The following is a 24,742-nucleotide window of genomic DNA, read 5'->3' on the forward strand; positions in this document are numbered from 1 at the left end:
GCTCCGGTCGGGGTCCGTTACTGGCCGTTGATGGCCTTGGCCAGGCCCTTGAGCTTCATGTTCACGAAGGTCAGGCTGGTCTGGAAGTCGAGCGCGTTCTGCGCGAAGGCGGCCTGCTCCACGCCCAGCTCGACGGTGTTGCCGTCCTGCGAGGGGTGATACGGCACGCGGTACCGCAGGTCCTGCGCGCCGGTGTCCAGCGCGAGATCGCCGCCGAAGCCGTCCCCCGCATCGCCACCGACCGCGGCACGCAGCGACGCGGCAAAATCAATGTCCCGCGCCTGGTATCCCGGCGTGCTGACGTTGGCGACGTTGGAGGCCAGGACCTTGGTCCGCTCCGCGCGCAGACGCAGCGCGTCGTCATGCACTCCGGCCGCCTTGCTGAAATCGATGCTCATGCGCGACTCCCTTCCTTGCTTCGTTTCCGTTGTGCTGACCACCGCCTGCGCGGTCTCAGCGTGTTTCCTGTCCGCGACGGCCTTGGCCGCGGGCGCTGTTCCAGCCGGCGCCGTTGCGGCCGGCCCGCGTCCCGACGCGACCGCCGCGCTCGACGCGCAGGTGCTGGACACCGCCCGCGCCGCCCTGCTCGACCAGGCGCAGCAGGCCGGCCTGATCGCGCCGGAGCTGCAGTTGACGCAGCCCGCGCCGCGCGCCCGTCCGGCCTGCCCGGCCGGCTGGGACGTCGCGCTGCTGGACAGCCGCAGCCTGATGCGCCTGCGCCTGGTGGCGCGTTGCACCGACGACGCCGCCCGCGTGCCGCCGCAGGACTTCCTGCTGCGCGCCACGCTCAGCGCCGAGGTGCTGGTCGTGACGCAGGGCGTGGCCAGCGGCCAGCCGGTCACCGAGGACCAGTTGCAGCTGCAGCGCCGCGACATCAGCCAAACGCCGGACGCGTTGTCCACGCTGGAGCCCGGCCTGGCCGCGCGCAGCACGCTGCGTCCCGGGCAGTTGCTCCAGAAACGGCTGCTGGCCGCGGCGATCGTCGTCAAGCGCGGCGACACGGTGCGTATCCAGGCCAGCCGCGGCGGCGTCAGCGTCGAGGGCGCCGGCGAGGCGCTCGACAGCGGCGCACGCCAGGGCGTGATCCGCGTGCGCAACAACGCCAGCGGCCGTGTCATTCAGGCCCGCGTGCTCGACAGCGGACTGGTGGAGCCCGCCGAGCTGCGCTGAGGCCGGGCCGGTCGCGGGGCCCATCGGTTCGATCCTCATTTCGCCGCTCCCTGCACGCGGGCGGCGATGCGCGCCAGCTTGTCCGCGTACGCCGGATCGGTCGCATACCCGCCGCGCTGCAGCGCCTGGCCGTAGGCGCGCGCGTCGGTCCCGGCGTTGAGCGCGCCCTGGTACCGCGGGTTGCCGCCGACCAGGCGCGCCAGATCGTCGAAGGACTGGGCCGGCGACGCATAGGCGCGGAAGGCCTCGCTGCGCGCGACCGGCGCGCCGCCCTCGATTTCGGTGGTCATGGCCTGGACGACGCCGCCCTGCCAGGTGCCGGTGGCCTTGATGCCGAAGTAGTTGTGGCTGCTGGCGCCGTCGGCCGCGCGGAGGGGCGAGCGGCCCCAGCCCGTCTCCAGCGCGGCCTGCGCCGTCAGCACCTCGGGCGCGACGCCCAGCTTCGCGCCGGCGCCGCGCGCCAGCGGCAGCACCTCGTCGATGAAAGCCTGGCGTTCGGCTTCACCGACGCCGTTCAGGTCCTCCGCACCGGCGATGCCGCCCGCCGTCAGCGACGACAGCGCCTGCTGGCGGCCCCACGCGCCCTCGGGACTCAGCGCCGCGCCGGTCGAACCCGCGCTGGAGGCGCCTCCCGAGCCGTCGCCCTGCTCGATGTAGCGGACGACCTCGCGATTCAATTGCTGGAAGAGCGCATCGAAACGCGGCGCGCCGACCTCGCCCGCTCCGCGCGCCATGCCGCGTTCCGCCGTGCCGCCCAGCGCCGGGAACTCGCCCGCGCGGAAGTCAGCGTTCAGCATAGACATGCTCCTCGCGGCCGAGCAGTTGTTGCATCAGCATCTGCTGCTCGGTGATCAGTTGGGCGTTGCGCAGGTTCAGCGCATGGCACTCGGTCATCGCGCGCTCGAACTCGCGGTGCAGCGCGGCCAGCGGTTCGGCCGTCGCGGTGGGCAGCCGGGCCACCAGCGCCCGCAGCGTCGGCGCGGTGTTGGGTCCCAGCAGCGCGGCCAGCAGCTCGCGACGAGCCACGTGCTGCGCCTCGATCGCGGTGGCCTGCGCCAGGATCCGCGCGGACAGGTCGGCGATCGCTTCGGCGTCGTGGTGCAGCGCGGCATGGAACTGGCGCTCCAGCCACTCGCGCAGCGTGCCGTAGTCGCGCAGGTCACGCGCCAGGCCGTCACGCAGTTGCTGCAGCGCCAGCACCGCGGCGCTATCGCCGCGTCGCCTCGCGTGGCCCGGCATCGCGGTCACGACCGGCCTCCGTGGAAACGCTGGATCAGTTGCGCCAGGCGGTTGGCGTCGAAGCGGATCTCGCCCTTGGCCAGCGCGTCGCGCAGCGCGGCGACCTTGGTCTGATCGACATCGGGCATGTCGGCCATCGCGGCCTGCGCCGGCTTGAGCACGTCCGACTCCAGCGCGGCCGCCTGCAACGCCGGGCTGGACGCCCTGGCGCCCGCGGCGCGGTCGGCGGCATCGACCGCCGTCGTCGTGGCGCCAGCGGTGCCGGCGGCGGGATTCAACGGGCCTGTGGACGTGATCTTCATACGGTCACCTTTGGATCTGGTTCGCATGGGGCCTCCGTCACCGGGAGACCGCCGAGGCGGCGGGACCACCCGCGGCCGGGTTCGCGGCCGAACTCGTGGACGTGAAAGCGGGCGAGGCGGCGGGCGTGGACTGGGGCGCGGGCGAGGACGCGGCCACCGCCGCCGCGTGCGACGGCAGCGCGGCGCGCAGTTGCGCGGCGGCGTCGGGGGGGCCGGCGTCGTTCAGCCCGGACGGGCCGTACATGCCGGCGATGGTCCGGGCCTGCGCGCTGGTCAGCAGCATCAGCTCGATGCGGCGGTTGATCGCGGCGGTCGGGGCGCGCGCATCCAGCGGCGCGGCGTCGGCCATGCCGGAGACCTGCAGCACGCTGGATTCCGGCATGCCGCCCGCCAGCAGCTCATGGCGCGCGGCCATGGCGCGGTGGCTGGACAGCGCCCAGTTGGTGAAGGCGCCGGGACCGCGGTCCTGGTAGGTCGTGGCATCCGTGTGGCCGACGATCAGCAACTGGTTGCGGATCTCCGCCAGCAGCGGACCCAGCTTGCGCAGCAGCGCCCGCAAGCGCGGGCTGGGCTGGGCGCTGCCGCGCTCGAACATGCCGCTGGCCTCGGTGTCGTGCAGTTGCAGGCGCAGGCCCTGCGGCGTGACCGCGCTGCGCAGGTGGCCTTGCAGGCCCTCCTCCGCCGCGAGGCCGGCGATGCGGTGCGCCAGCGCCTGCAGTTGCTCGGGCGAGTCCAGGCTGGGCCGGCCGATGCGCGCGTCGGCCGCGCCGCCGCGTTGCGGATCGCCGGCGCTGGGGTCCTCGCTGCGGGCCGGCACCGGATGGCGCTCGATCATGCTGCCGCGCGATCCGGCGGCCAGCGAGTTGGTCAGGCCCTGGCCGTCCTCGATCAGGTTGGCGCCGGCGTTTTGCAGCACGACCTGCATGCGTTCCGAGTTGCGCGAGGCCAGCAGCCACAGCACCAGGAACAGGCACAGCAGCGCCAGGCAGAAGTCGGCGAACGCGACTTTCCACGCGCCGCCATGGCCCTCGTCGTCGGCGCGGCGCGAGACGCGCTTCACCACCGTCTGGTGGTGATCGCCGCGCGCGGCGCGTCCGCCGCTCACCAGTTCAGGCTGCACGGCGCTCCCCTTCTCCCGGCGCGCGGTCGGTGGCGCGGCGACGCGGCGCGGCCGGCTTCTCGGCGCCGCTCAACGCGTCGATCCACGACTCCAGCTGCGCGAAGCTGGGCTTGATGTTGAGCTGCACCAGGCGGCGCCCGGCGTCGATCGCCAGCAGCGGCGGCTTGCCCGCCACGTGCGTGACCAGCACCACCTTGACGGACTCCAGCGACGCGAGCTCCTCGTGCACCAGCTGCTTCATCATGTTGGACACCGGATCCAGCACGCCGTAGCAGAAGAAGATGCCGATGAAGGTGCCGACCATCGCCGCCGCCACCATCACCGCGATCTCGCCGCTGCCGGCGCCGTCGGCCACCTGGTTCATCGCCATCACGATGCCCAGCACCGCGGCCAGGATGCCGAAGCCTGGCATCGCCTCGGCGATCTTGTGCAGCGACTTGGACGGCTGCATCAGCTCGTCGTGGATCGCCTCCAGCTCCTGCTCCAGCACGCCCTCCAGCTCGTGCGCGCTGATCTTGCCCATCGCCATCAGGCGGAAGTTGTCCACGATGAAGTGCAGCAGCTTGGGGTTGGCCAGGATCAGCGGATAGCGCTGGAACAGCACGCTCTGCTGCGGCGCCTCGACGTGCGCGTCCAGCGCCTTGAGCCCGCCGGCCGCCGCCTGCAGCAGCTCGTACATCAGCAGCAGCAACTGGCGCTGGAACTCCTGGCCCTGCTTGCGACGGCCCAGCTTGCGCAGTTGCAGCAGCATCTCCGACAGCACGTGGCGCGGGTTGCCCAGCACGATGGCGCCCAGGCCCGCGCCGACGATGATCAGCAGCTCCACCGGCTGCCAGATCACCTTGAAGCTGCCGCCGTGCAGCATGAAGCCGCCGAAGACGCAGCCCAGGACGATCAAAATTCCGACGAGTGCTTGCATGACATGTCCCGGGCGCTCAGGCCTGCTGGAGGAAGGCGCGCATCTTGGCGAGCGCGGCCTTGTTGATCTGGGAAACGCGCGCCTCGGTGAGATCGAGCACCGCGGCGATCTCCTTGAGGCTGGCGTCGAATTCGTAGTAAAGCTGGATCACCTTCTGCTCGCGCTCGTTGAGCGCGGTCAGCGCCTGCGCGATCGAGCGCGTCACCATCAGCTGCGCCTCCGGACCGCGACGGTCGCTGGGCAGTTGCGCCAGTTCCTCGACCAGCTCGTCGAAGCTGGCCAGTTCCTCGGCCACCTCGGCCTGCAGGAAGTCCTGGTAGGCCTTGGGCGTGAGCTTCAGGTGGGCGAGGATCTCGGCCTCCGCCGGCTCGCGGCCCAGTTGGCGGGTCAGCGCGCGCAGCGCGTCGCGCTGGCGATGGCTGTCCTGCCGCACCGTGCGCGGCCGCCAGTCCTGGCGGCGCAGCTCGTCGAGGATGGCACCGCGCACGCGCAGCGCGGCGAAGGGGCCGAAGCCGCCGTCGGGCATGCCGTAGCGGCGCAGCGCCTCCAGCAGGCCCATCAGGCCGATCTGCTCCATGTCCTCGCGGTCCATCACCGCGCTGGCCTGCGCCGAGAGCTGCCGCACCACGCGCTTGACCAGGGGCGCGTACTCGCGCAGCGTGCGCTGCTCGATGTCCGCACCCAGGCCCGCGGTGGCGACGGCGCCCCATTCGGCGTAGGCATGCTGCACGGCGTGTTCCCCGCTTACTCGATGATCAGCTTGCCGATCAGCGCCTCGGCGAACGGCGCCTCGCGCCGGTCCGCCGCATAGCTGTCGACATAAGCCTTGTTGAGCAGGCGCGCGAAGTCCTCGACGCGCATCGCCTGCGCGCTCTCGACCGTGTACGCGGACAGCGCCTTGACCGCGACGGTGCGCAGCAGCGGCAGGTGCTCCTTGGTGCGGCGCTCCTGGTCGGGCAAGGTCTTGAAGACGATGTCCACCGCCATGTAATGCGACACCGCCGAGCCGTTGGGCCCGCGCAGCATCACCAGCACCTTGTCCAGGGTGACGTACTTGTAGTCGGGCGCGGGTTTGCCGTCGTCCTTGGCCGCCTTGGGGTCCGTCGCCCCCTTTGCGCCGGCCGCGGCGGCGGTCGCGGCGCCGTCCTTGGCGTGCTGCGACTGCAGCCACCACACGGCGGCGCCCGCCGCGCCCGCGGCCAGCAGCGCCACCGCGGCGATCAAGCCGATCAGCTTGGCCTTGCTCTTCATCGTGAATTCCTCGTGTTGGCGTCCAGCGCGTCGTCGAACGCGAAGGCCGCGCCGCCGCCCGTGTCGTCATCGCCGAGCGCGCGGCCCGGCTGGCGCTGCCCATCGCGGGCCTGGCCACCCGAGGCGCCCGCGCCGGATTGGCCGGCGCCGTCACGGCCGCGGCCGTCTCCGGCCGACTGCGCGCCACCGGCGACCTGCACCGACACGTCGCCGCTGTGGCGCTGCACCAGTTCATGGCGCAGCGGCTCGGCGATCTGGCGCAGTTGCTGGCGGACCTCGTCATGGCTGGCGCTGAGCTGCACCTGCAGCGCGCCGCCTTGCTGGCGGATGTCGATCTCGATGCGGCCAAGTTCCGGCGGCGACAGGTGCAGCCGCGCGCCCTCGCCGCGCTGCGCGATCTGGAGTTGCAGCCGGTCGCCCAGGGCCTGCAGCAGCGGCTGCTGCCAGGCCTCGCGCGAGGCGGGGAGCGTCAACGTGCCGCCGGGCGCGACGGACGTCGAGACGTCACCGGCGTCGGTCGGCGCCACCGCGGTCATCGCGGCCGACAGGTCGGCGTTCCAGCGCTGCAGGTTCTGCCAGGAGGCGGCATCGGCGGGCGACGTCCTGGACGACACCGGCGTCGCGGAAGCCTCGGCGAACAGGACATCGCCCGCGCCGGGCGGCTGCATGGCCAACAGCCGCGCCGGATCGGCCGCCATCGCGGACGCGGACGAGGCGGACGTTCCCGGCGCGGCGCCGGACGGGCTCGAGCCGTCCCGCGTCGACGCGGCCATCGCGCGCGGCATCGCCGCCGGCAATGGCACCAGCGGGAACGTCAGCATCGACGTCAGCGGCACGGGGACCGATCCGGCCGGCGATTGATCGGCGTCGGCGGTCGTGTCATCGGTCTTCGAATCACCGTCGCGCGCGGTGACGCTGGCGATCGCGGCGTCGGCGGGGGGAACGCCGCCGGGTGCGCGACCCAGCAGCTCGTCGAGCGCGCGCATCAGCGCGGCGTCCAGGATGTCGACGCCCTCGCCGGAGGCCGGAGCGGACGCGGCGGCGCCGGCATCGCGCTCATCGGCCGCCGCCGACATCAACTGGCCGAACGGGCGCGACGCCGTGGCGGGCGCCGTCGCGTGGACCACCGTCGTGCGGTCGGCGGTCGTGCGGTCGGTGGTCGCGGATTGGGCGGCCCGCTTCGCGTCGACATCGGCGTGAGCGTCGGAAACGGTCGAGCCGGACGTCGAGTCCGGCGCGATCCCCGACATCGCCTTCGGCTTCGCTGTCGACAGAGTCTTCGCATCGTTGCCTGCCGCCGACCGGGGCGGCGTCCTGTCGATGGCGGACACCGCGGCGCGGACCGTGGAAGCGGTCGCGATCGCGGTCGCCGCCGAGGTCGTCGTGGTCATCGTCATGCTTGCGTCTCCATGCCCCAGTCGTGGCTCTGCGCGTAGGCGGACCACCCTTGCCGCTGCTGCCGCATCTGCGCCAGCGCCTCGCCGACGCGGTCGAGCTCGCGCTGGCACTCGCCGCGCACCTGCTCGTGCAGGGCGCGCAGGCGCTGCAGCGCGCCGCGCTCGCCAGGGCTCAGCGCGGCGCCGTCGAGGGCGCCCAGCAGTTGCGCCAGCTCGGCGTCGGCGCGCGTCAGCGCGGTCCAGTTGCGCGTCGCGCAGGCATCGCGCAGGCGCTCGCCCAGCATCTGCAGGCGGGCGGTCACGGGGGTGGAGCTCAGCATCGCGTCCCCCTGTTCATCCATGACGGGCTTGCACGCCCTGCCAGCCGCCGCGGATCTGCGTCAGCAGGCCGCGGACCTCGTCCAGCGGCGCGACGTCCAGCGCCACGCCCGCCTGGTAGAGCCGATCGGCGCAGTAGTCGTAGAGCCGCGCCAGGTTGGCCACGACCTCGCCGCCGGACTCCAGGTCCAGCGCGCTGGACAAGCCGTTGATGATCGCGACGCACTTGTCCAGGCTGGCCGCCTTGAGCTCGTAGCGGTTCGCCTCGATGTGGGCGCGGGCGCGGGCCAGCTCGTCGAGCAGGCCGTCCATCAGCACCAGCACCAGCTGGAGCGGCGACGCCTGCGCGGTCTGCGCATGCAGATGGACGGTCTGGTAGCTCTGGTAGGCGTCGTGGCTCATCGCTTCTCGGATCGTTGCTCGGCCGGTCAGGCCGAGATGGCGTTGAACATGCTGCCGGTGCCGGACAGCTGCGACTGCAGGTTCTGCAGTTGCGTGAACTGCTGGAGGTAGCGCTGGTACGCCTGCGTGTACTGCGTGTCCAGGCGGGTCTGGCGGGCGCCGATGCTCTTCTGCTGCGCCTGCACCGTGGTCTGGCGCTGCTTGATCTGGCCGTTGGAGCTGTTGGTCCAGCTGTCGGCCAGCTTGTCCAGCGCGCCCAGCACGCCGCTGCTGCCGGACAGCGCGGTCGTGCCCAGCGCCTTGTCCAGGGCGTCGGGCGTGGCGGACAGCGCCTTGGTCAGCTTGGCGTTGTCCAGGCTCAGCGCGCCGGTGCGGTCGATGGAGATGCCCAGCGTGCGCAGGTTGCTGCCGCCGTAGTCGTTGCGCAGCAGGCTGCCGATGCGGTCGCGCAGCGCGCGCACGCCGGCGTCGCTGGCGAAGGCGCCGTTGGCGGCGCCGCTCTTGCCGACCACCGTCAGGTCGTCGAGCGCCTTCTCCAGCGTGTTGTACGCGTCGACGAAGGACTGCAGCTTGGCGCTGGTGGCGCTGTCGTCACGGGCCACGGTCAACGTGACCGGTGATTCGCCGACCGCCTGCGCCTTCTTGAGCGTGATGGTCACGCCCTGGATCGCGGTGACGGTGTTGGTGGCCTGCTGCAGCCGCACGCCGCTGCCCTGCGCGCCCAGCCAGACAATCGCGTCCTGCGCGGCGACCAGCTCCTTGCGCTTGGCCGGATCCTCCAGCGCGGTCTTCAGGGGGCCGGACAGGCCGCTCGTGTCCAGCGTCAGCTTGCCGCCGGCGCCGCTGACGCCGGAGGTCAGCACCAGTTGCGTCGCGCCGCCCACGGTCACCACCATCGCGGTGGCCTTGCCGCTGGCGGCGGTGTTGATCGCGCGGGCGATCTCGGTCTGCGACAGCGTGCCGTCGCCGTCGGCGTCCGCGCTGGCCAGGTCGACGTTGAAGCTGCTGCCGTCGTCCAGTTGCACCGACATGCTGCCCGGGCCGGCCGGCACCGCCGGCAGGTCCTGGAAGGCGACCTGGTGGGTCTTGGCCAGTTGCTCGACGAACAGCGGCGTGCTGGTCGGCTGCGCGCCGGTGGCCGCCGTCGCGGTCATCACCGCGCTGTCGCTGGGCGTGGCGCCGTACTGCGTGACGCTCTGGCCCGGCTTGGACGACAGGCCGGCCAGCGCCGTCTTGAACGCGCTCAGCGCGCCCTGCAGCTTGGTCAGCCCGGTCGAGGCCGCGGTCGCGGCCTTGGTCTGCGCGTCCAGCAGCGCCTGCGTCGGTTGGGTGTAGGCCGTGGCCAGGTTGGTGGCCATCGAGGTGGGATCGAAACTAGTCGCCATGGCGGGCTCCTCCGCAGAATCCAGGGTTGAGACTTCCCCGGACCAAGGCGACCGAAAGTGCATGGGGCTTAAACATGACGGCCCCACCCGCTCGGACCGAAGGCGGCCGGGCCGCCGAAACCGGATTCGCCCGGCGCCGCGGCGGCGCGTTGGCCGGTGCATTGGCCGGCAATTTCGTCCTGGCGCTTCTGCTCGCGGCGGGCCTGCTCGGCGCGCGCCTGCACGTCGGCGCGCTCGACCAGTTGGCGCAGCGACTCCTGCTTGCGGGCGGCGGCCAGCGTCTCGGCGCGCACCTGCACCAGCTCGGCCTCGCGGCGGACCAGTTCCTCGCGCTGGCGGTCGGCCCAGCCCAGCATGGCCTGCTTGTAGGCCGCGCTGTTCTGCGCCAGGCCCGGCAGTTGGGCGCCGCTGAGCGTGGCATGGGCGCCGAGCGCCTCCAGCCGGTCGACGGTGCCCTGCACGCGCTGGCACAGCTGCTGCTGCGCCACCAGCTTCGCCTGGTGCCGGTCCAGCCGCAGTTGCTGCAGCTCGGCCAGCCGACCCAGGTTGCGGCGCATGGCGTCCCTGGCGTTGGACGCGGTCATGCCAGCACCTCCTTCAACCGGTCCAGCGTCTGCGCCAGCGGCGCGGCCTCGTGGGTGCCCTGGTGCAGGAAGTCCTCGATGCGCGGCCACAGCGCGACGGCGCGGTCGGTGGCCGGGTCGGCGCCGGGCACGTAGGCGCCCAGCGGCATCAGCTCGCGGACCTGCTCGAAGCGCGCCATCAACTGCTTGAGCTCGCGGGCGGCCTGCTGCTGCGGCCGGTCGGTGACCAGCGCCATGCAGCGGCTGATGGACTGCGCGATGTCGATGGCGGGATAGTGGCCGCGCTCGGCCAGCGCCCGCGACAGCACGATGTGGCCGTCCAGGATCGCCCGCGCGGTGTCGACGACCGGGTCCTGCTGGTCGTCACCCTCGGCCAGCACGGTGTAGATGGCGCTCATGGTGCCCTCGCCCTCGCCGTTGCCGGCGCTCTCGACCAGCTCCGGCAGCAGGCTGAAGACCGACGGCGGATAACCGCGCGTGGCCGGCGGCTCGCCCAGCGCCAGCGCCACCTCGCGCTTGGCCATCGCGTAACGCGTCAGCGAGTCCACCAGCAGCAGCACGTGGCGGCCCTGGTCACGGTAATGGGCGGCGATGCCGTGGCACAGCTCGGTGGCGCGCAGCCGCATCAGCGGCGACTCGTCCGCCGGCGCCACGACGACGACCGCGCGCGCCAGGCCCTCGGCGCCGAGCGACAGATCGATGAACTCGCGCACCTCGCGGCCGCGCTCGCCGATCAGGCCGACGACGACCACGTCCGCCACGGTATTGCGGGTGATCAGGCCCAGCAGCACGCTCTTGCCGACGCCGGAGCCGGCCATCAGCCCGACGCGCTGGCCGCGGCCCAGCGTCAGCAGGCCGTTGATGGCGCGCACGCCCACGTCCAGCGGCTCGTCCACCGGCTTTTTGCGCAGCGGGTTGACCCGCGGCGGCACCATCTGCAGCGGCTGGTCGCCGCCCAGGCGGCCCAGGCCGTCGATCGGCTCGCCCAGCCCGTTGACGATGCGCCCCATCCACTGCGGGCCGATCATCAGCGAGGCGCGGTCCGGCGCGGGCAGCACGCGGGCACCGGCGGCCAGGCCGTCGGGTTTCTTGAACGGCATCAGGTAGGCGACCTGGTCGCGGAAGCCGACGACCTGCGCGGCCAGCCAGCCGTCCGCGGCGGTGCCGCCGGCGCCGTCGCCGCGTGTCTCGATCAGGCAGCGCTGACCGGTGCGCAGCGTGCAGCCGGACGCTTCCAGCAGCAGGCCGGACGCGCCGACCAGGCGGCCGGTGGGCGTGGAGACCGGCACGTCGCCGAGCTCGACGCGGCGCAGCGCGTTGCGGATCATGCGCGGTGCTCCGGCAGATCGGCGGGCTGCGTGGACGGCGCCGCGCCGTCGGCCGAGGCGGCCTCGTGCGCGCCGTCGGCGCCATCGCCCGCGCTTTCGGGAATCAACTGGCCGCGGACCTGCGCCATGCAGGCGGTGAGCCGTTGCCGGCAACCGGCGTCGGCCTCGCGACCACCCGCCAGGACGCGGCACTCGCCCGGCTCCAGCGCGGCATCGGCGCGCAGCGTCCAGTCCTTGATCCGCTCCGGCCCCAGTTCCAGCAGGCGCTGGCGATCCTCGGGATTGAGGAACACCTCGACGCCGTCGCGCGCCAGCGGCATCGAGGACAGCGTCTCGTCGACCAGCGCCAGCAGTTGCGCCGGGCGCAACGTCAGCTCGGCGCGGATGACCTGCCGCGCGACGCGCTCGACCAGCTCCACGACCTCGTGGCGGGTGGCGTTCTGGTAGTCCTGCTGCAGCTGGCACAGGTGCGTCAGCAGCGTCTCGACCGCCGCGACCGGGCTGACCAGCAGCGCCTTGGCGTCGTCGCGGCCGGCGGCCAGTCCTTGCGCATGGCCAGCGGCCTCGGCGGCGACGCGGGCGTCGGCCTGGCCGGACTGCAGTCCGCTCGCGTAACCTTCCTCGTAGCCCTTGGCCAGGCCTTCCTGGAAGCCCTGCGCCAGGCTGGCCTGCAGCTGCGCGCCGGTCTGCCCCGCGAGGGACGCGGCCGGGCCGGCGCTGAAATGCGCCAGTGGCGGGAAGCGATGCGGACGCAGCGTCTTCATTCGACGACGTCCTCGGCGAACAGCTGCACCTGGATCTCGCCCGCGTCCACCAGCGCCTTCACCTGCGCCATGATCTCGGCGCGCGCCTGCTCGACGCGGCTCATCGGCATCGGGCCGCCGCGGCGGATCAGGTCCTCGAAGCTCTGCGCCTGGCGGCGCGGCATCGCGGCCAGCACGGCGTCGCGCACCGGCGGCTCGGCGCCCTTGAGCGCGACCGCCCACAGCTCCATCGGCACTTCCTCGATGAGGCGCGTGAGCGAGGCTTCGCTCTGGCGCGACAGCATGAAGAACTCGTACATCGAGGTCTCGATCTCGCTGACGACCTCGGGGTCGTGCGCGCGCAGCAGTTCCACCATCTGCTGGCGCTGGCCGGGCAGGCGGTTGAGGATCTCGGCGACCTGCTTCACGCCCTCGACGGCGGCGCCCTGCTGGCCCAGGCCGGCCAGGCAGCGCTCGACCAGGTCCTCCAGCTCCGACAGCAGCTCGGCGTCGACCTCGGACAGGCGCGCCATCTGCAGCAGCACGCGGTCGCGTCCGCCCGCCGGCCCCTCGGGCAGCGCGGCGACGACCTCGCTGGCCAGCGCGCTCGGCAGGAAGGCCAGGAAGACCGCCTGCATGCGCTGGTGTTCATGGCTGATCTGCTCGGCCAGCCACTTCGGCGAGGCCCATTGCAGGCGCTGCATCTTGGGACGGATGGCGTCGCCGTAAATGCTGTTGAGCACGCTGGAGGCGATCTGCCCGCCCAGCGCCAGGTCCAGCGAGCGCTTCAGGTAGCTGCGCGACGCGCCGTGCACGCCGCTTTGCTCGCGGTAATCGTCGAAGAAGGTCTGCAGCGCGGTCTTGACCCAATCGACCTTGATGCCGGACAGGCGCGACATCACCTGCGTGACGTCCAGCAGTTCCTCGCGCGACAGGCAGCGCAGGACCGCCGCGGCGGGCTCCTCGCCCATGCTCAGCAGCACGATGGCGGCACGTTCGACCGGGCTCAGCGACGCGGCGCTGCCGGGCGGAATGAAATCACTCGCTTCGGCCATTTTTCTTCTGCACCCATTGCTTGACGACTTCCGCCACCCGCTCCGGCTCCTTGGCCGCGAGCACCTTCAGGTGGTCCACCAGCACGTCGACCGGGGATCCCGGCGGCGGCAGTTCGTAGTTCTCCAGCAGCGGCGTCACGGCCGAGCCGCCGGATGCCGCATGGCCCGCCAGCGCGCCGTGCGCCGGCTGACCCGGCGCGGGCAGGCCGTCGACGGCCGGCGACATGCCCGGTGTCTGGCCCTGGGCGCCGACCAGCGGCTCCAGCGGCGTCAGATCGGGGCCCGCGGGGCCCGCGCGGCGATCAACGCGGCGATCGGCGGCATCGCCCGGCTTGCGGCCCCCCATGCCCAGCGCGTGCTGGCCCATGCGCAGCAGGGGCCGCGCCAGCAGCAGGTATCCGAGCAACGCGGCCACCGCGTAGGCGCCCCAGCCGCCGAACTCGACGAGCGTGTCGCGCTGCTGGTACCAGGGCTCGGCGACGGGCGCCGTCGGGAACGCGAGCGACGACACGCTGAGCTTGTCGCCGCGCGTGGTGTCCATGCCTAGGCCGCCACCGAGCAGGCGCTCGATCTTGGTCAGGTCCGCGGGCGTCCATTCCTTGGCGCCGCCCGGCGCCGCGGCGGTGTTGAGCAGCACCGCCACGCTCAGGCGCTCCAGGCGGCCACGGCTCTTCTTCACCTGCGTGATGCTGCGGTCGTAGGCGTACTGGCGCGTCGCGGCGTTCTTGCGCGCGGTGCTGTTGTTGCCGCCGGCCGGATCCTCGCCGCGCGCGGCGGAGGCAGCGGCCGCGGCCAGCGCCGCCGGCGGCCGGTTGCTCAGCGAGCCCGGCACGCCCAGCGCGATGCGCTCGCGGTCCTGCTCCTCGCGCATCGCCTCGTTGGTCAGCTTGGGCGCGTCGCCGTACTGCTCGCGCGTTTCCTGCACGCGGTCGTTGTTGACCTCGGCGGTGACGCTGAGCCGGTAGTTCTGCTCGCCCAGCACGGGCGCCAGCAGCTCGTGCACGTTGCGACGCACCTCGTCCTGGATGCGGCGCTGGGCTTCGTTGCCCTGCGCGCCGCCGTCGAAGCCTTCGCTCATGTCGACGCGCGCCGACAGCAGGTTGCCTTGCTGGTCCACCAGGCTGACGCGCGACGGGTCCAGGCTGGCCACCGATCCGGCCACCAGGTTGATCGCGGCGGCGATCTGCTCGTGGTTGAGCGAGCGCCCCGGCTTGAGCGCCAGCACGACCGACGCGGAGCTCTTCTGCCCGTCGTTCAGCACGAAGGAACTGCTCTTGGCGATGGACAGGTGCACGCGCGCCGACTCGACCGCGTCCAGCGTCATCATGCTCTGCGCCAGCTCACCCTCCAGGCCGCGACGGAAGCGGATGTCCTGCACGAACTGGCTCACGCCCAGCGGATCGTTCCGGTCCATCAGCTCCAGGCCGGCCGGCAGCTTGGCGACGACGCCCTTGGCCGCCAGCAGCATGCGGGCGCGGCCCAGGTCGGACTCGGGCACCAGCACCTGGCCGCTCTCGGGATGCAGGCGGTAGGCGATGCGTTCCGCGTCCAGCACCGACAGCACGTCGGCGGTGGGCACATGCTCGCGCTGACCGAAGACGGGCTTGTAGCCGGCCTGGTCGCGCCACAGCAACATCAGCACCAGCGCCGTCACCACGGCGGCCAGCACCAGCAGCGGCGCCGCGCCGCGCAGGCCGGCACCCGCCGCCGGCGCGGCCTTGCCCAGGCCGCTCCATGCGTCGCCCAGGCGCTGGCGCCAACCGGCGGCGCCGGTGGGCGCGCCGTCGGGCCGCGTGGCCGAGAGAGTCTGCAAGTCGTTCATCGCGTGCGTCCCGGCGGCCTCACAGCTGCAGCTTGATCAGCTCGTCCACGGCGCCGGCCACCTTGTTCCTGACCTGCATCAGCATCGAGAACGACAGGCTGGCTTCCTGGCTGGCGAGCATCGCGCCGACGAGGTCGTCGCTCTCCCCGCGCTCGACCGCCTCCATGCGGGCGGCGGCGGCCTGATCGCGGTCGTCCACGCGTCGCAGCATCTGCTCGAAACCCGGCATGGCTGGGTTATCGCCCAGGCCCACTTGCATGGACTGCGCGTCACGCTGCAAGCGCACGGCATCCTGCTTCAACAGCGATTCCATCGCCGACTGGCCGACGGCGGCATTCAGGGTCGTGATCGACATACCTCTGTTCCCTCCAATATCAGGCCCGGCCACGCATGCTCGCGCCGCCGTCCCCGGGACTATTCGTTCACCTTATCCGTCCATCACCCGCGGTGATCGGATCGGCTTCGCTCTTGATTTCCTCCGCCACCCCCGGGGATTCCCCTTGGGACAAATGTCGGAGTTGAGTCAAATCCTCGTCGGGTCGTCTATTCAATTAACGCACTGCGCCGCCGATTTATCACCCGACAGATGTCCTATTGTTTACAGATCGTTTCATTTCGACAATTCAGGACAAGGCAATCCCTCGCACCCGTGCGGCGGCGATATATTTGAATGCGAATGTCGGAAACCCTGGCCAATACCCACGGCTGCGCAGCCGCGCGGATATCCGCTGGCGCCGTCGGAACCACGGCGGCGCCGGCCTGGATCGGGTCAGGGAATGAAAAGCTGTGCGTGAATGACCATGTCCGTCCTCTCTCTGACGGGCACCCCTCGGCGGGAATCGTGCAGGGTCACAACAGGCCCGGATGAGGCCTGGCAGGCGAGCGCCTTTAAACCACGCGTCACGTGGCTCGCAGACTCAGGTCTGGCAACCCCGCTATCTTGATCCGCGCCCTGTATGACGAGCGCCGGACGGTAGACCGGAGGCTTTGCGACCCCGGCTTTCGCTCGGGTGTGCCCTGATGTGTCGGACTGTAGTCGGTGTGTTCGTCCGCAACAAGAACCGTTTGTGCACTGCGTCAAACGAGGTTTGGCGACCGTGAAGTAGTTCACGGCCGACATCGCAAACCCTGATGGTTTATGACAGTCAAAAGTCGGCTTTGTATCGAGACTGATAAATCTGAAAATCAGGATGGCCGTACTTTCCAGCCAGATATGACGACACCTTCGAAGCCGACCTTAAACAGTTGGCGTTCGGCTCGTGCGATTCGCGGTTGTCGGTTTGTGATTTATTCCCTGACCGTGCGATTGAGCCGGTTCAAATGCTGGCTTAAACCGCCGTCGATTCCTAGAATTCGGCGGTTATGGCATGACCATTCATGACAATTGGATTAAATCCGGTCGTCATCCAGGAGAGCCTCTCCTGGGGAATGCCACCCGCCCATTCTTCCTGGATCCACGGATGACCTCCCAGCCCAGTCCCGCCACCGCCCTGGAGCCCCGGCCCGTCGCGCTCGACCCGCGCAGCCTCGGCCGTCCGGTCCACCTGTTGCCGCTGGTGGCGCAGCGCCTGCGCGAGGCGCTACAGCGCACGCTGGTGCAGCCCTGGAACCGCCGCTACCGCAGCCGCTATGAACTGCAGGTGCTGAGCTTGCAGCCGCTCGGCGTCACGGCCATGTCGGCCCGGGTGGACGGCGACGGCGCCGCGGCCGGATGGCTGCGCGCGCAGGGGCCCGCCGGTCCGCTGGCCTGCCGCATCGATCGCGCACTGGTGCTGACGCTGATGGCGCGGCGGCTCGGGCTGGGCGCCGACCCCGTCGACGATGACCACGCCGCGCCGCCGACGGCGACGGAGGAGCGGCTGCGCCATCTGCTCGCCGGCCAGTTCGCCGGCCTGTGCCTGCAATGGCTGGCGCAGCGCGCGGGCCAGGATGACGAGTCCGGGCAAGACCTGGCCCCGCCGGAGGATGTGCCGTCGCTGCGGGCCGGCGCCCTGCCCGCCTTCGGCCCGGATGCGTGGGTGCTGAGCGTGTCCATGCGCGACGTGGCCGGTGGTGGCGCGGAGTCCTCGGACGATGCCGGCACCGCGCCGGACATGACGCTGCGCCTGGCGCTGGACGGCGCCTACCTGCAACCGCTGCTGCGGCGGCTGTCCGGGCAGCACCGGCCGGCGCGCCCCGCCGCGGCGCAGACCCAGCCGCTGGCGCGGCGCCTGACGCTGACGCTGCAGGCCCGGCTGCTGGAGCGCGAGCTGGACCTGGGCACCGTGCTGGACCTGCGGCCCGGCGCGCTGATCCCGATCCGGATGGCCGACGCGACGGTGCTGGTGGATGGCTCGGCGCTGATGAGCGCGGCCGTCGCCGAACACCAGGGCAAGTTGTGCCTGACCTCTTTCCAAGACCTGGAGTGATTGATGATGAGCGATACCGACCTGATCGCGGGCCTGCTGGACGACCACGCGCTGACGCAGGACCTGCCCGTGGCGGACGCCCGGCCCGCCGGCCGCGACCTGCCCGCGCTGATGCGCAAGATCCCCGTGACGCTGACGCTGGAAGTCGGCGAGGCACGCCTGTCGCTGCATGACCTGGCGCAGTTGCAGGCGGACAGCGTCGTCGAGCTCGACACGCTGGCCGGCGCGCCGCTGGTGATCAAGGTCAACGGCACGCCGATCGGCCATGCCGAGGTCGTCGTCAGCGGCGACAGCCACGCGCTGCGCGTGCTGGACCTGGACGGCCTGGACCTGGACCGGCTCGGCTCATGAGCACGCCGGGCATCCTCGATCGCGTCGGCGCCGTCCCGCGGCACCGGGGCGCGAGGATCGCGGCGCTGGCCGGCCTGGCGGCCGTGGGCGTCGCCGCCGTCGTCGCGTCGCCGCCCGCGATGGCGGCGATCCGCATCGCCGGAGCCGGCGCGGGGGGCGGCGACTTCACCTTGAAGACGCAGGTGCTGGTCATCATGACCCTGCTCGGGCTGTTGCCCGTGCTGGTGCTGATGATGACGTGCTTCACGCGCTTCGTGATCGTGCTGTCGCTGCTGCGCCAGGCGCTCGGCCTGCAGCAGGGCCTGCCCAACCGGCTGGTCACCGGCGTGGCGCTGATCCTGACCATCCTCGTGATGCGCCCCATCGGACAGCAGGTCTACGAGCAGGCGCTGCAGCCCTACGACGACGACAAGATCACGCTGGTGCAGGCGCTCAGGATCGCGGAGAAACCGATCTCGCGCTTCATGCTCGCGCAGACCGGCAAGAGCGCGCTGGCGCAGATCGCGCAGCTCGCGGGCGAGACCGACGTCGTCAAGCCCGAGGACCACAGCTTCCCCGTCAAGCTGGCCGCGTTCACGCTGTCGGAACTCAAGACCGCGTTCCAGATCGGCTGCATGCTGTTCATCCCCTTCCTGGTGATCGACCTGGTGGTGTCGTCGGTGCTGATGGCGATGGGCATGATGATGCTGTCGCCACTGGTGATCTCGCTGCCGCTGAAGCTGCTGCTGTTCGTGCTGGTCGACGGCTGGACGCTCACGGTCAACACGCTGGTGTCCAGCGTGCGCGGGGTGGCCGGATGAGCCCCGAGATCGCGACCGACCTGATCGGCGAGAGCCTGCAGCTGACCATGCTGCTGGTGCTGGTGCTGATCCTGCCGGGGCTGATCGTGGGCCTGATGGTGGCGCTGTTCCAGGCCGCCACGCAGATCAACGAGCAGACGCTGGCCTTCCTGCCGCGTCTGCTGGTCACGCTGCTGGTGCTGGGCGTGGCGGGCCGCTGGATGGTGGGCCTGCTGATGGACTTCTGCGTGTCGATCTTCGAGCGCGCCGCCGCCCTCGTCACCTGAGCCGCGGACAGGAAAGCGCGCCGCCGTGGAGCTCGAATTCAGCCAGTTGACCGCCTGGCTCACCGCGTTGTGGTGGCCGTTCTGCCGCGTCATCGCGATGCTGGCGGCGGCCCCGACGATCGGCGACGCGGGCATGCCGGTGTCCGCGCGCGTGCTGCTGTCGCTGGTGCTGGCGGTGGTGCTGATGCCGGTGTCGCAGGCGACGGCCGCACCCATCCCGGTGTTCTCGATGCACGGCCTGCTGGCCGCCGCCGAGCAGGCAGTGCTGGGCCTGGCGATGGGGCTGACCTTTCATCTGGCGATGGCCGTCATCGGCGTGCTGGGCTTCCTGCTGTCGTCGCAGCTGGGCCTGGCGATGGCGGTGCTGAACGACCCGATCAACGGCAGTTCGTCGGACGTCGTGGGCGCGCTGCTGAACGTGCTGTGCGTGCTGGCCTTCTTCGGCATGGACGGCCACCTGCTCTTCACCGCGGTGATCGGCGAGAGCTTCCGCGCCTGGCCGATCGGCGCCGGGCTGTCGCTGCTGACGCTGCAGAACCTGGCCTATAACCTGGCCTGGGTGTTTTCGGCCGCGCTGCTGCTGGCGCTGCCGGTGGTGGCCGCGACGCTGGTGGTGCAGCTGGGCATGGGCTTCCTCAACCGCGTGGCGCCGGCGCTCAACCTGTTCTCGCTGGGCTATTCGCTGGTGACGCTGTTCGGCCTGTTCATGCTGACGCAGGTGCTGGCGCATGTGCCGGCGCACTACCTGCGCATGACGCAGCAGCTGCTGCGATCGCTGGAGCAGGCGATGCGCGCCACCGGCGACGGAGGCCCGAATGGCTGAGTCCGGCACCGGCGACAAGACCGAGAAACCGTCGGAGCAAAAACTCCGCAAGGCGCGCGAGCAGGGCCAGGTCGCGCGCAGCAAGGACATCGGCGCGGCGATCGGCCTGCTGGTCGGGCTGAAGCTGCTGGTGTGGATCGCGCCGGCCTACCTCGAGGATTTCGGCCGCCTGTTCCGGCTCGCGCTCGCGCCGCTGGACGGGCAGGACGCGTTGGCGGGACTCGACGCCCTGTGGGGCGAGGCGGCGCACGAGTCGCTGTGGCTGCTGGCGAAGATGCTGCTGCCGCTGCTGGCCCTGCCGGCGGCGGTGATCGTGTCGGCGCAGTTGAGCGGCGGCCTGGTTTTCGCCACCGACCTGTGGATGCCGCGTTTCTCGCGGCTCAGCCCGCTGTCCAACCTGTCGCGCCTGTTCACCGCCAAGCATTACAGCGAGCTGGCCGCGACGCTGCTCAAGACCTGCGGCGTGCTGGGCGTGCTGTACTGGGTCACGACGAGCTTCGCCACCGAGTACGTCCAGCTCCAGGCCCTGAGCCTGCCCGACGCGCTGGCGCGCGCCGCGGCGCTGGTGATGGACGCGCTGCTGACGCTGGCGGCGGTGCTGATGCTCTACGCGCTGGTGGACGTGCCGCTGCAGCGCCTGCTGTTCCTGCGCGGCCAGCGCATGAGCAAGCAGGAGGTCAAGGACGAGTACAAGCAGAACGAGGGCCGACCCGAGGTCCGGCAGCGCATCCGCCAGTTGCAGCAGCAGCTGGCGCGGCGCAGCGTCCGCAAGGCCGTGCCGGAGGCCGACGTCGTCATCGTCAATCCGGAGCACTACGCCGTCGCGCTGCGCTATGACAGCGCCAAGGCCGAGGCGCCCTACGTCGTGGCCAAGGGCGTGGACGAGATGGCGCTCTACATCCGCTCGCTCGCGCGCGAGCACCAGGTGCAGCTGCTGGAGCTGCCGCCGCTGGCGCGCGCGCTCTACAACACGTCGCAGGTGCAGCAGCAGATCCCGGCCTCGCTGTACCAGGCGGTCGCGCAGGTGCTGAGCTACGTCATGCAGCTCAAGGCCTTCGCCGCCGGCCGCCGCGCCACCGAACCGCGCCTGGCGCCCGACCTGTCGGTGCCACGCCATCTCTCCGACCCGGAATCCCCATGAAGCCGACCCTGCCCCCCTCCTCCACGCCGGATTCCGGCCTGCAGCGCTTCACGCGGCAGATCCGCGACCTGCGCGTGGCGGCGCCGCTGTTCCTGCTGGCGATCCTGGCGATGGTGATCCTGCCGATGCCGCCGGTGCTGCTGGACGTGCTGTTCACGTTCAACATCGTGCTGTCGCTGGTGGTGATCCTGGTCAGCGTCAACAGCCGGCGGCCGCTGGACTTCTCCATCTTCCCCAGCGTGATCCTGGCGACGACGCTGATGCGGCTGTCGCTCAACGTCGCGTCCACGCGCGTGGTGCTGCTGCACGGCCACGAGGGCACGCACGCGGCCGGCAAGGTCATCGAGTCCTTCGGCAACGTCGTCATCGGCGGCAACTTCATCGTCGGGCTGGTGGTCTTCGTGATCCTGATGGTGGTGAACTTCATCGTCGTCACCAAGGGCGCGGAGCGGATCTCGGAGGTCTCGGCGCGCTTCACGCTGGACGCGCTGCCCGGCAAGCAGATGGCGATCGACGCCGACCTCAACGCCGGCCTGATCAACCAGGAGCAGGCGCAGAAGCGGCGCCAGGAGGTCGGCACCGAGGCCGACTTCTACGGCGCCATGGACGGCGCCAGCAAGTTCGTGCGCGGCGACGCGATCGCGTCCATCCTGATCCTGCTGATCAACCTGATCGGCGGCGTCGCGATCGGCGCGTTCATGCACGGCCTGAGCCTGGGCGAGGCGATCCGCCAGTACGGCCTGCTGACCATCGGCGACGGCCTGGTCGCACAGATCCCGGCGCTGCTGCTGTCGGCGGCCGCGGCGATCATCGTCACGCGGGTCAGCGACTCGGGCGAATTCGAGCAGCAGATCAGCGAGCAGATGCTCGCCTCGCCGCAGGTGCTGTACAGCGCGGCGGGCGTGATGGGCGTGCTGGCGGTGATCCCGGGCATGCCGTGGATGGCATTCAGCGCCTTCGCGCTGGCGCTGGCGTATTCGGCATGGCGCATGGGCAACCGCGCGAGCGGCCGCATCCAGCCGGCCGCGCCCATCGAGAGCGCGCTGGTGGCCGGCGCGCCGCCGGAGATCGACTGGCGCGCGCTGCCCGTCGTGGAGCCGGTGTCGGTGAGCCTGGGCTACAAGCTGGTCGGCCTGATCGATCCGGCGCTGGGCGCACCGTTGCAGGCGCGGGTGCGGGGCATGCGGCAATCGATGAGCGAGTCGCTGGGCGTGCTGCTGCCGACGCTCGCGGTGCGGGACGACCTGTCGCTCAAGCCGAGCCAGTACGCGATCTCGCTCAGCGGCGCGGTGGTGGCGCAGGCGGACATCTATCCGGACCGGCTGATGGCCATCGCCTCCGGCCAGGTCTGGGGCGACCTGGACGGCGTGCCGGGTTTCGATCCCGCCTACGCGATGCCGGTGACCTGGATCGCGCCGGAGGACAAGGCGCACGCGCTGGGCCTGGGCTACCAGGTCGTCGACGTGGCCAGCGTCGTGGCGACGCACGTATCCAAGGTACTGCGCGAGCAGTTGCCGGAGCTGCTGAAGTTCGACGACATCGCGGCGCTGCTGGAGCGCCTCAACGCCATCGCGCCCAAGCTCGGCGCGGCGCTGGACAAGTCCTTCGGGCACGCGCAGTTGCTGAAGGTGATGCGGCTGCTGCTGGCCGAGGGCGTCGCGGTGAAGGACATCCAGACCATCGCCTCGACGCTGGTCGAGAACGCGGAGGCGACGAAGGACCCGGTGCTGCTCGCCGCCGAGGTCCGCTGCGCGCTCAAGCGCCAGATCGTGGCGCAGTTGCAGGGGCCGCAAGGCGCGCTCGGCGCGTTGCGGGTCTTCAACCTCGGCAGCGAGCTGGAGAACCATCTGCTCAACGCGCTCAATCAGGCGCGGGCCGGCGGCGCGAAGGTGCAGCTGGACAGCTATCCGGTGGACCCGCAGTTGCTCTCCCAACTGCAGCAGCACATGCCCGGCGCGCGGGACCAGATGAAGCAGCTGGGCACGGCGCCGGCGCTGCTCGTCATGCCGCAGGTGCGGCCGTTGCTGGCCCGGTATGCGCGCCTCTTCGCGCCGGGGCTGGCGGTGCTCTCGTACAACGAGGTGCCGGATCAGAAGGAAATCGCGGTGGTGGGGACGTTGGGGTGACTTGAACCCCGCCGCGCTCCCCGCTACCATCCACGCTGACTTGGTAGCGGTACCATGATGTTCACGCCGCCAGGTTCCCTGGCGGTTTCCGCGTTCCACGACGCGCGGATCACGCCCACCGCTTCCCTTCCCCTCCCCGCATCCAGGCCCTGCCATGACCGCCCCCAAGACCCCGCTGACCATCCAGATGCACGAGGCGGACAACGTCGCCATCGTCGTCAACGAGGGCGGACTGCCCGAGGGCACGGTGCTCGCCTCGGGCGTGGTGCTGAAGGACCTTGTGCCGCAGGGCCACAAGGTGGCGCTGGTCGACCTGCCCGCGAACGCGACGGTGCTGCGCTACAACGTGCCGATCGGCTACGCGGCACAGGACATCGCGGCCGGCAGCTGGGTCCATGAACGCCTGCTGCGCATGCCGCCGGCCCGCGCGCTGGAAGGCCTGCCCATCGCCACCGTCAAGGCCGCGCCGCTGCCGCCGCTGGAGGGCCACACCTTCCAGGGCTACCGCAACGCCGACGGCTCGGTCGGCACGCGCAACATCCTGGCGATCACACAGACGGTGCAATGCGTCGCCGGGGTGGTGGACTTCGCCGTCGAGCGCATCAAGGCGGAGCTGCTGCCGAAGTACCCCAACGTCGACGACGTCGTCGCGCTGTCCCACACCTACGGCTGCGGCGTCGCGATCGACGCGCCCGACGCGGTGATCCCGATCCGCACGGTGCGCAACATCAGCCTCAATCCGAATTTCGGCGGCGAGGTGATGGTCGTGAGCCTGGGCTGCGAGAAGCTGCAGCCCGAGCGGCTGATGCCCCCCGGCGCCATCCCGATCGCGGACCGGCGCGGCGAGCCGACGGTCGGCGACGCCGCCGCGGACAGCGGCCTGGACGTCGTCTGCCTGCAGGACGTCCAGCACGTCGGTTTCATGTCGATGATCGACTCGGTCATGAGGCAGGCCCAGGCCCACCTGGAGCGCCTGAACGCGCGGCGCCGCGAGACGGTGCCGGCGTCGGAGCTGGTGGTGGGCGTGCAGTGCGGCGGCAGCGACGCGTTCTCCGGCGTGACCGCGAATCCGGCGGTGGGTTTTTGCGCCGACCTGCTGGTGCGCGCGGGCGCGACGGTGATGTTCAGCGAGAACACCGAGGTGCGGGACGGCATCGCGCAACTGACCGCCCGCGCCGGCACGCCGGAGGTGGCCGAGGCGATGATCCGCGAGATGGCGTGGTACGACGCCTACCTGCGGCGCGGCAGCGTCGACCGCAGCGCCAACACCACGCCGGGCAACAAGAAGGGCGGCTTGTCCAACATCGTCGAGAAGGCGATGGGCTCGATCGTCAAGAGCGGCAGCGCGGCGATCTCGGGCGTGCTCTCGCCGGGTGAGAAGCTGGCTCGGGACCAGCGCGGCCTGATCTACGCCGCCACGCCGGCCAGCGACTTCATCTGCGGCACCTTGCAGTTGGCGGCGGGCATGAACCTGCATGTCTTCACGACCGGCCGCGGCACGCCCTACGGTCTGGCGGAATGCCCGGTGATCAAGGTCGCGACGCGCAGCGACCTGGCGCGCCGCTGGCACGACCTGATGGACATCAACGCCGGTCAGATCGCCGACGGCGAGAAGTCGATCGCGGAGACGGGATGGGAGATGTTCCGGCTGATGCTCGACGTCGCTTCGGGCCGCAAGACCTGGGCGGAGCAGCACGGGCTGCACAACGCGCTGGTGCTGTTCAATCCGGCGCCGGTGACTTGAGGGCCGGACGCGAAGAGACGGGCGCGCCTCGGCCGCGCATGCCCCGAT

27 protein-coding genes and 1 riboswitch are annotated in these 24,742 nt (G+C 71.1%); of the genes, 9 read left to right on the forward strand and 18 right to left on the reverse strand.

Translation table 11 applies throughout. The features are described from left to right. Positions 1-17: 17 nt before the first annotated feature. Entirely contained in the window at positions 18-398 is a 381-nt protein-coding gene (flgB, locus tag CDN99_RS01120; RefSeq protein WP_088382283.1) for a flagellar basal body rod protein FlgB, read from the reverse strand. Between flgB and flgA the strand changes: the two genes are divergently transcribed. Beyond that, a complete protein-coding gene (flgA, locus tag CDN99_RS01125) occupies positions 397-1,170 on the forward strand; it encodes a flagellar basal body P-ring formation chaperone FlgA (protein ID WP_158218722.1) in 774 nt (257 codons plus the stop codon). The genes flgB and flgA overlap by 2 nt on opposite strands. Positions 1,171-1,205: 35 nt before the next feature. Here flgA and CDN99_RS01130 read toward each other — a convergent pair whose 3' ends face one another. The 17 genes from CDN99_RS01130 to fliE form a co-directional block, all read right to left on the reverse strand. Next, the gene (locus CDN99_RS01130; RefSeq protein ID WP_238139308.1) at positions 1,206-1,967 is read right to left on the reverse strand and encodes a glycoside hydrolase family 73 protein; all 762 of its coding nucleotides are present in this window, start codon (positions 1,965-1,967) and stop codon (positions 1,206-1,208) included. Next, positions 1,954-2,409: a flagellar export chaperone FlgN gene (gene flgN / locus CDN99_RS01135; protein ID WP_238139371.1), complete on the reverse strand. Its 456-nt coding sequence runs from the start codon at positions 2,407-2,409 to the stop codon at positions 1,954-1,956. Before flgN ends, CDN99_RS01130 begins: the two co-directional genes overlap by 14 nt. Positions 2,410-2,414: 5 nt before the next feature. Then, the gene (flgM, locus tag CDN99_RS01140) at positions 2,415-2,711 is read right to left on the reverse strand and encodes a flagellar biosynthesis anti-sigma factor FlgM (RefSeq protein WP_088383272.1); all 297 of its coding nucleotides are present in this window, start codon (positions 2,709-2,711) and stop codon (positions 2,415-2,417) included. Between the two features lie 37 nt (positions 2,712-2,748). Next, positions 2,749-3,831: a flagellar motor protein MotB gene (locus CDN99_RS01150; protein ID WP_238139309.1), complete on the reverse strand. Its 1,083-nt coding sequence runs from the start codon at positions 3,829-3,831 to the stop codon at positions 2,749-2,751. Continuing rightward, complete coding sequence (motA, locus tag CDN99_RS01155; protein ID WP_088382286.1) at positions 3,821-4,750, reverse strand: flagellar motor stator protein MotA; 930 nt, start codon at positions 4,748-4,750, stop codon at positions 3,821-3,823. The genes CDN99_RS01150 and motA overlap by 11 nt, the downstream gene beginning before the upstream one ends. A 16-nt stretch (positions 4,751-4,766) precedes the next feature. Next, positions 4,767-5,480, reverse strand: coding sequence for a FliA/WhiG family RNA polymerase sigma factor (locus CDN99_RS01160; RefSeq protein WP_088382287.1), 714 nt, complete (start codon positions 5,478-5,480; stop codon positions 4,767-4,769). Positions 5,481-5,494: 14 nt separating this feature from the next. Continuing rightward, positions 5,495-6,001 (reverse strand): flagellar basal body protein, encoded by a 507-nt coding sequence (locus CDN99_RS01165; protein ID WP_088382288.1) that lies wholly within the window; start codon positions 5,999-6,001, stop codon positions 5,495-5,497. Next, a complete protein-coding gene (locus tag CDN99_RS01170) occupies positions 5,998-7,398 on the reverse strand; it encodes a flagellar hook-length control protein FliK (protein ID WP_088382289.1) in 1,401 nt (466 codons plus the stop codon). The genes CDN99_RS01165 and CDN99_RS01170 overlap by 4 nt, the downstream gene beginning before the upstream one ends. After that, complete coding sequence (fliT, locus tag CDN99_RS01175) at positions 7,395-7,739, reverse strand: flagellar protein FliT (RefSeq protein WP_141100586.1); 345 nt, start codon at positions 7,737-7,739, stop codon at positions 7,395-7,397. Before fliT ends, CDN99_RS01170 begins: the two co-directional genes overlap by 4 nt. Beyond that, on the reverse strand, positions 7,732-8,118 hold the full coding sequence (gene fliS / locus CDN99_RS01180; RefSeq protein WP_088382291.1) for a flagellar export chaperone FliS: 387 nt from the start codon (positions 8,116-8,118) through the stop codon (positions 7,732-7,734). The genes fliT and fliS overlap by 8 nt, the downstream gene beginning before the upstream one ends. Positions 8,119-8,144: 26 nt before the next feature. Then, the gene (gene fliD / locus CDN99_RS01185) at positions 8,145-9,503 is read right to left on the reverse strand and encodes a flagellar filament capping protein FliD (protein ID WP_088382292.1); all 1,359 of its coding nucleotides are present in this window, start codon (positions 9,501-9,503) and stop codon (positions 8,145-8,147) included. A 68-nt stretch (positions 9,504-9,571) separates the two neighbouring features. Beyond that, positions 9,572-10,087 (reverse strand): flagellar FliJ family protein, encoded by a 516-nt coding sequence (locus tag CDN99_RS01190; protein WP_088382293.1) that lies wholly within the window; start codon positions 10,085-10,087, stop codon positions 9,572-9,574. Next, positions 10,084-11,415 (reverse strand): flagellar protein export ATPase FliI, encoded by a 1,332-nt coding sequence (gene fliI / locus CDN99_RS01195; protein ID WP_088382294.1) that lies wholly within the window; start codon positions 11,413-11,415, stop codon positions 10,084-10,086. The genes CDN99_RS01190 and fliI overlap by 4 nt, the downstream gene beginning before the upstream one ends. Continuing rightward, positions 11,412-12,179, reverse strand: coding sequence for a flagellar assembly protein FliH (fliH, locus tag CDN99_RS01200; RefSeq protein WP_088382295.1), 768 nt, complete (start codon positions 12,177-12,179; stop codon positions 11,412-11,414). Before fliH ends, fliI begins: the two co-directional genes overlap by 4 nt. Beyond that, the gene (locus CDN99_RS01205) at positions 12,176-13,213 is read right to left on the reverse strand and encodes a flagellar motor switch protein FliG (protein ID WP_088382296.1); all 1,038 of its coding nucleotides are present in this window, start codon (positions 13,211-13,213) and stop codon (positions 12,176-12,178) included. The genes fliH and CDN99_RS01205 overlap by 4 nt, the downstream gene beginning before the upstream one ends. Continuing rightward, a complete protein-coding gene (fliF, locus tag CDN99_RS01210) occupies positions 13,197-15,035 on the reverse strand; it encodes a flagellar basal-body MS-ring/collar protein FliF (RefSeq protein WP_088382297.1) in 1,839 nt (612 codons plus the stop codon). The genes CDN99_RS01205 and fliF overlap by 17 nt, the downstream gene beginning before the upstream one ends. Positions 15,036-15,054: 19 nt before the next feature. Next, the gene (gene fliE, locus CDN99_RS01215; RefSeq protein ID WP_375134412.1) at positions 15,055-15,294 is read right to left on the reverse strand and encodes a flagellar hook-basal body complex protein FliE; all 240 of its coding nucleotides are present in this window, start codon (positions 15,292-15,294) and stop codon (positions 15,055-15,057) included. 663 nt (positions 15,295-15,957) lie between these two features. Further along, a riboswitch (cyclic di-GMP riboswitch) is annotated at positions 15,958-16,062 on the reverse strand. A gap of 433 nt (positions 16,063-16,495) precedes the next feature. Here fliE and CDN99_RS01220 point away from each other — a divergent pair. From CDN99_RS01220 to garD, 8 genes are all read left to right on the forward strand, one after another. Continuing rightward, positions 16,496-17,443 (forward strand): FliM/FliN family flagellar motor switch protein, encoded by a 948-nt coding sequence (locus CDN99_RS01220; protein WP_088382299.1) that lies wholly within the window; start codon positions 16,496-16,498, stop codon positions 17,441-17,443. A 6-nt stretch (positions 17,444-17,449) separates the two neighbouring features. Then, positions 17,450-17,794 (forward strand): FliM/FliN family flagellar motor switch protein, encoded by a 345-nt coding sequence (locus CDN99_RS01225; protein ID WP_088383274.1) that lies wholly within the window; start codon positions 17,450-17,452, stop codon positions 17,792-17,794. Beyond that, positions 17,791-18,594, forward strand: coding sequence for a flagellar type III secretion system pore protein FliP (gene fliP, locus CDN99_RS01230; RefSeq protein ID WP_088382300.1), 804 nt, complete (start codon positions 17,791-17,793; stop codon positions 18,592-18,594). The genes CDN99_RS01225 and fliP overlap by 4 nt, the downstream gene beginning before the upstream one ends. Then, the gene (locus CDN99_RS01235; protein ID WP_088382301.1) at positions 18,591-18,860 is read left to right on the forward strand and encodes a flagellar biosynthetic protein FliQ; all 270 of its coding nucleotides are present in this window, start codon (positions 18,591-18,593) and stop codon (positions 18,858-18,860) included. The genes fliP and CDN99_RS01235 overlap by 4 nt, the downstream gene beginning before the upstream one ends. Positions 18,861-18,885: 25 nt before the next feature. Further along, positions 18,886-19,683 carry a flagellar biosynthetic protein FliR gene (locus tag CDN99_RS01240; protein WP_088382302.1) on the forward strand — a complete coding sequence of 266 codons (798 nt, stop codon included), beginning with the start codon at positions 18,886-18,888 and terminating at the stop codon, positions 19,681-19,683. After that, positions 19,676-20,824, forward strand: coding sequence for a flagellar type III secretion system protein FlhB (flhB, locus tag CDN99_RS01245; RefSeq protein WP_088382303.1), 1,149 nt, complete (start codon positions 19,676-19,678; stop codon positions 20,822-20,824). The genes CDN99_RS01240 and flhB overlap by 8 nt, the downstream gene beginning before the upstream one ends. Then, a complete protein-coding gene (locus CDN99_RS01250) occupies positions 20,821-22,950 on the forward strand; it encodes a flagellar biosynthesis protein FlhA (RefSeq protein WP_088382304.1) in 2,130 nt (709 codons plus the stop codon). The genes flhB and CDN99_RS01250 overlap by 4 nt, the downstream gene beginning before the upstream one ends. A 154-nt stretch (positions 22,951-23,104) precedes the next feature. Then, entirely contained in the window at positions 23,105-24,694 is a 1,590-nt protein-coding gene (garD, locus tag CDN99_RS01255; RefSeq protein ID WP_088382305.1) for a galactarate dehydratase, read from the forward strand. Positions 24,695-24,742 lie beyond the last annotated feature (48 nt).

Origin of the sequence: Roseateles aquatilis (genome assembly GCF_002205645.1) — a bacterium.
GTDB lineage: Bacteria > Pseudomonadota > Gammaproteobacteria > Burkholderiales > Burkholderiaceae_C > Roseateles > Roseateles aquatilis.

What these genes read in the sequence shown, in the direction of transcription:
- CDN99_RS01220 (WP_088382299.1), top strand. Translation starts at nt 16,496, where the DNA reads ATGACCTCCCAGCCCAGTCCCGCCACCGCCCTGGAGCCCCGGCCCGTC.
- flhB (WP_088382303.1), top strand. Translation starts at nt 19,676, where the DNA reads ATGGCTGAGTCCGGCACCGGCGACAAGACCGAGAAACCGTCGGAGCAA.
- CDN99_RS01250 (WP_088382304.1), top strand. Translation starts at nt 20,821, where the DNA reads ATGAAGCCGACCCTGCCCCCCTCCTCCACGCCGGATTCCGGCCTGCAG.
- CDN99_RS01130 (WP_238139308.1), bottom strand. Translation starts at nt 1,967, where the DNA reads ATGCTGAACGCTGACTTCCGCGCGGGCGAGTTCCCGGCGCTGGGCGGC.
- fliT (WP_141100586.1), bottom strand. Translation starts at nt 7,739, where the DNA reads ATGGATGAACAGGGGGACGCGATGCTGAGCTCCACCCCCGTGACCGCC.
- fliF (WP_088382297.1), bottom strand. Translation starts at nt 15,035, where the DNA reads ATGAACGACTTGCAGACTCTCTCGGCCACGCGGCCCGACGGCGCGCCC.
- fliS (WP_088382291.1), bottom strand. Translation starts at nt 8,118, where the DNA reads ATGAGCCACGACGCCTACCAGAGCTACCAGACCGTCCATCTGCATGCG.
- garD (WP_088382305.1), top strand. Translation starts at nt 23,105, where the DNA reads ATGACCGCCCCCAAGACCCCGCTGACCATCCAGATGCACGAGGCGGAC.
- fliH (WP_088382295.1), bottom strand. Translation starts at nt 12,179, where the DNA reads ATGAAGACGCTGCGTCCGCATCGCTTCCCGCCACTGGCGCATTTCAGC.
- CDN99_RS01170 (WP_088382289.1), bottom strand. Translation starts at nt 7,398, where the DNA reads ATGACGATGACCACGACGACCTCGGCGGCGACCGCGATCGCGACCGCT.
- CDN99_RS01190 (WP_088382293.1), bottom strand. Translation starts at nt 10,087, where the DNA reads ATGACCGCGTCCAACGCCAGGGACGCCATGCGCCGCAACCTGGGTCGG.
- fliE (WP_375134412.1), bottom strand. Translation starts at nt 15,294, where the DNA reads ATGCAAGTGGGCCTGGGCGATAACCCAGCCATGCCGGGTTTCGAGCAG.
- fliP (WP_088382300.1), top strand. Translation starts at nt 17,791, where the DNA reads ATGAGCACGCCGGGCATCCTCGATCGCGTCGGCGCCGTCCCGCGGCAC.
- CDN99_RS01235 (WP_088382301.1), top strand. Translation starts at nt 18,591, where the DNA reads ATGAGCCCCGAGATCGCGACCGACCTGATCGGCGAGAGCCTGCAGCTG.
- CDN99_RS01225 (WP_088383274.1), top strand. Translation starts at nt 17,450, where the DNA reads ATGAGCGATACCGACCTGATCGCGGGCCTGCTGGACGACCACGCGCTG.
- CDN99_RS01165 (WP_088382288.1), bottom strand. Translation starts at nt 6,001, where the DNA reads ATGAAGAGCAAGGCCAAGCTGATCGGCTTGATCGCCGCGGTGGCGCTG.
- flgA (WP_158218722.1), top strand. Translation starts at nt 397, where the DNA reads ATGCGCGACTCCCTTCCTTGCTTCGTTTCCGTTGTGCTGACCACCGCC.
- CDN99_RS01205 (WP_088382296.1), bottom strand. Translation starts at nt 13,213, where the DNA reads ATGGCCGAAGCGAGTGATTTCATTCCGCCCGGCAGCGCCGCGTCGCTG.
- flgB (WP_088382283.1), bottom strand. Translation starts at nt 398, where the DNA reads ATGAGCATCGATTTCAGCAAGGCGGCCGGAGTGCATGACGACGCGCTG.
- fliI (WP_088382294.1), bottom strand. Translation starts at nt 11,415, where the DNA reads ATGATCCGCAACGCGCTGCGCCGCGTCGAGCTCGGCGACGTGCCGGTC.
- fliD (WP_088382292.1), bottom strand. Translation starts at nt 9,503, where the DNA reads ATGGCGACTAGTTTCGATCCCACCTCGATGGCCACCAACCTGGCCACG.
- flgM (WP_088383272.1), bottom strand. Translation starts at nt 2,711, where the DNA reads ATGAAGATCACGTCCACAGGCCCGTTGAATCCCGCCGCCGGCACCGCT.
- motA (WP_088382286.1), bottom strand. Translation starts at nt 4,750, where the DNA reads ATGCAAGCACTCGTCGGAATTTTGATCGTCCTGGGCTGCGTCTTCGGC.
- flgN (WP_238139371.1), bottom strand. Translation starts at nt 2,409, where the DNA reads ATGCCGGGCCACGCGAGGCGACGCGGCGATAGCGCCGCGGTGCTGGCG.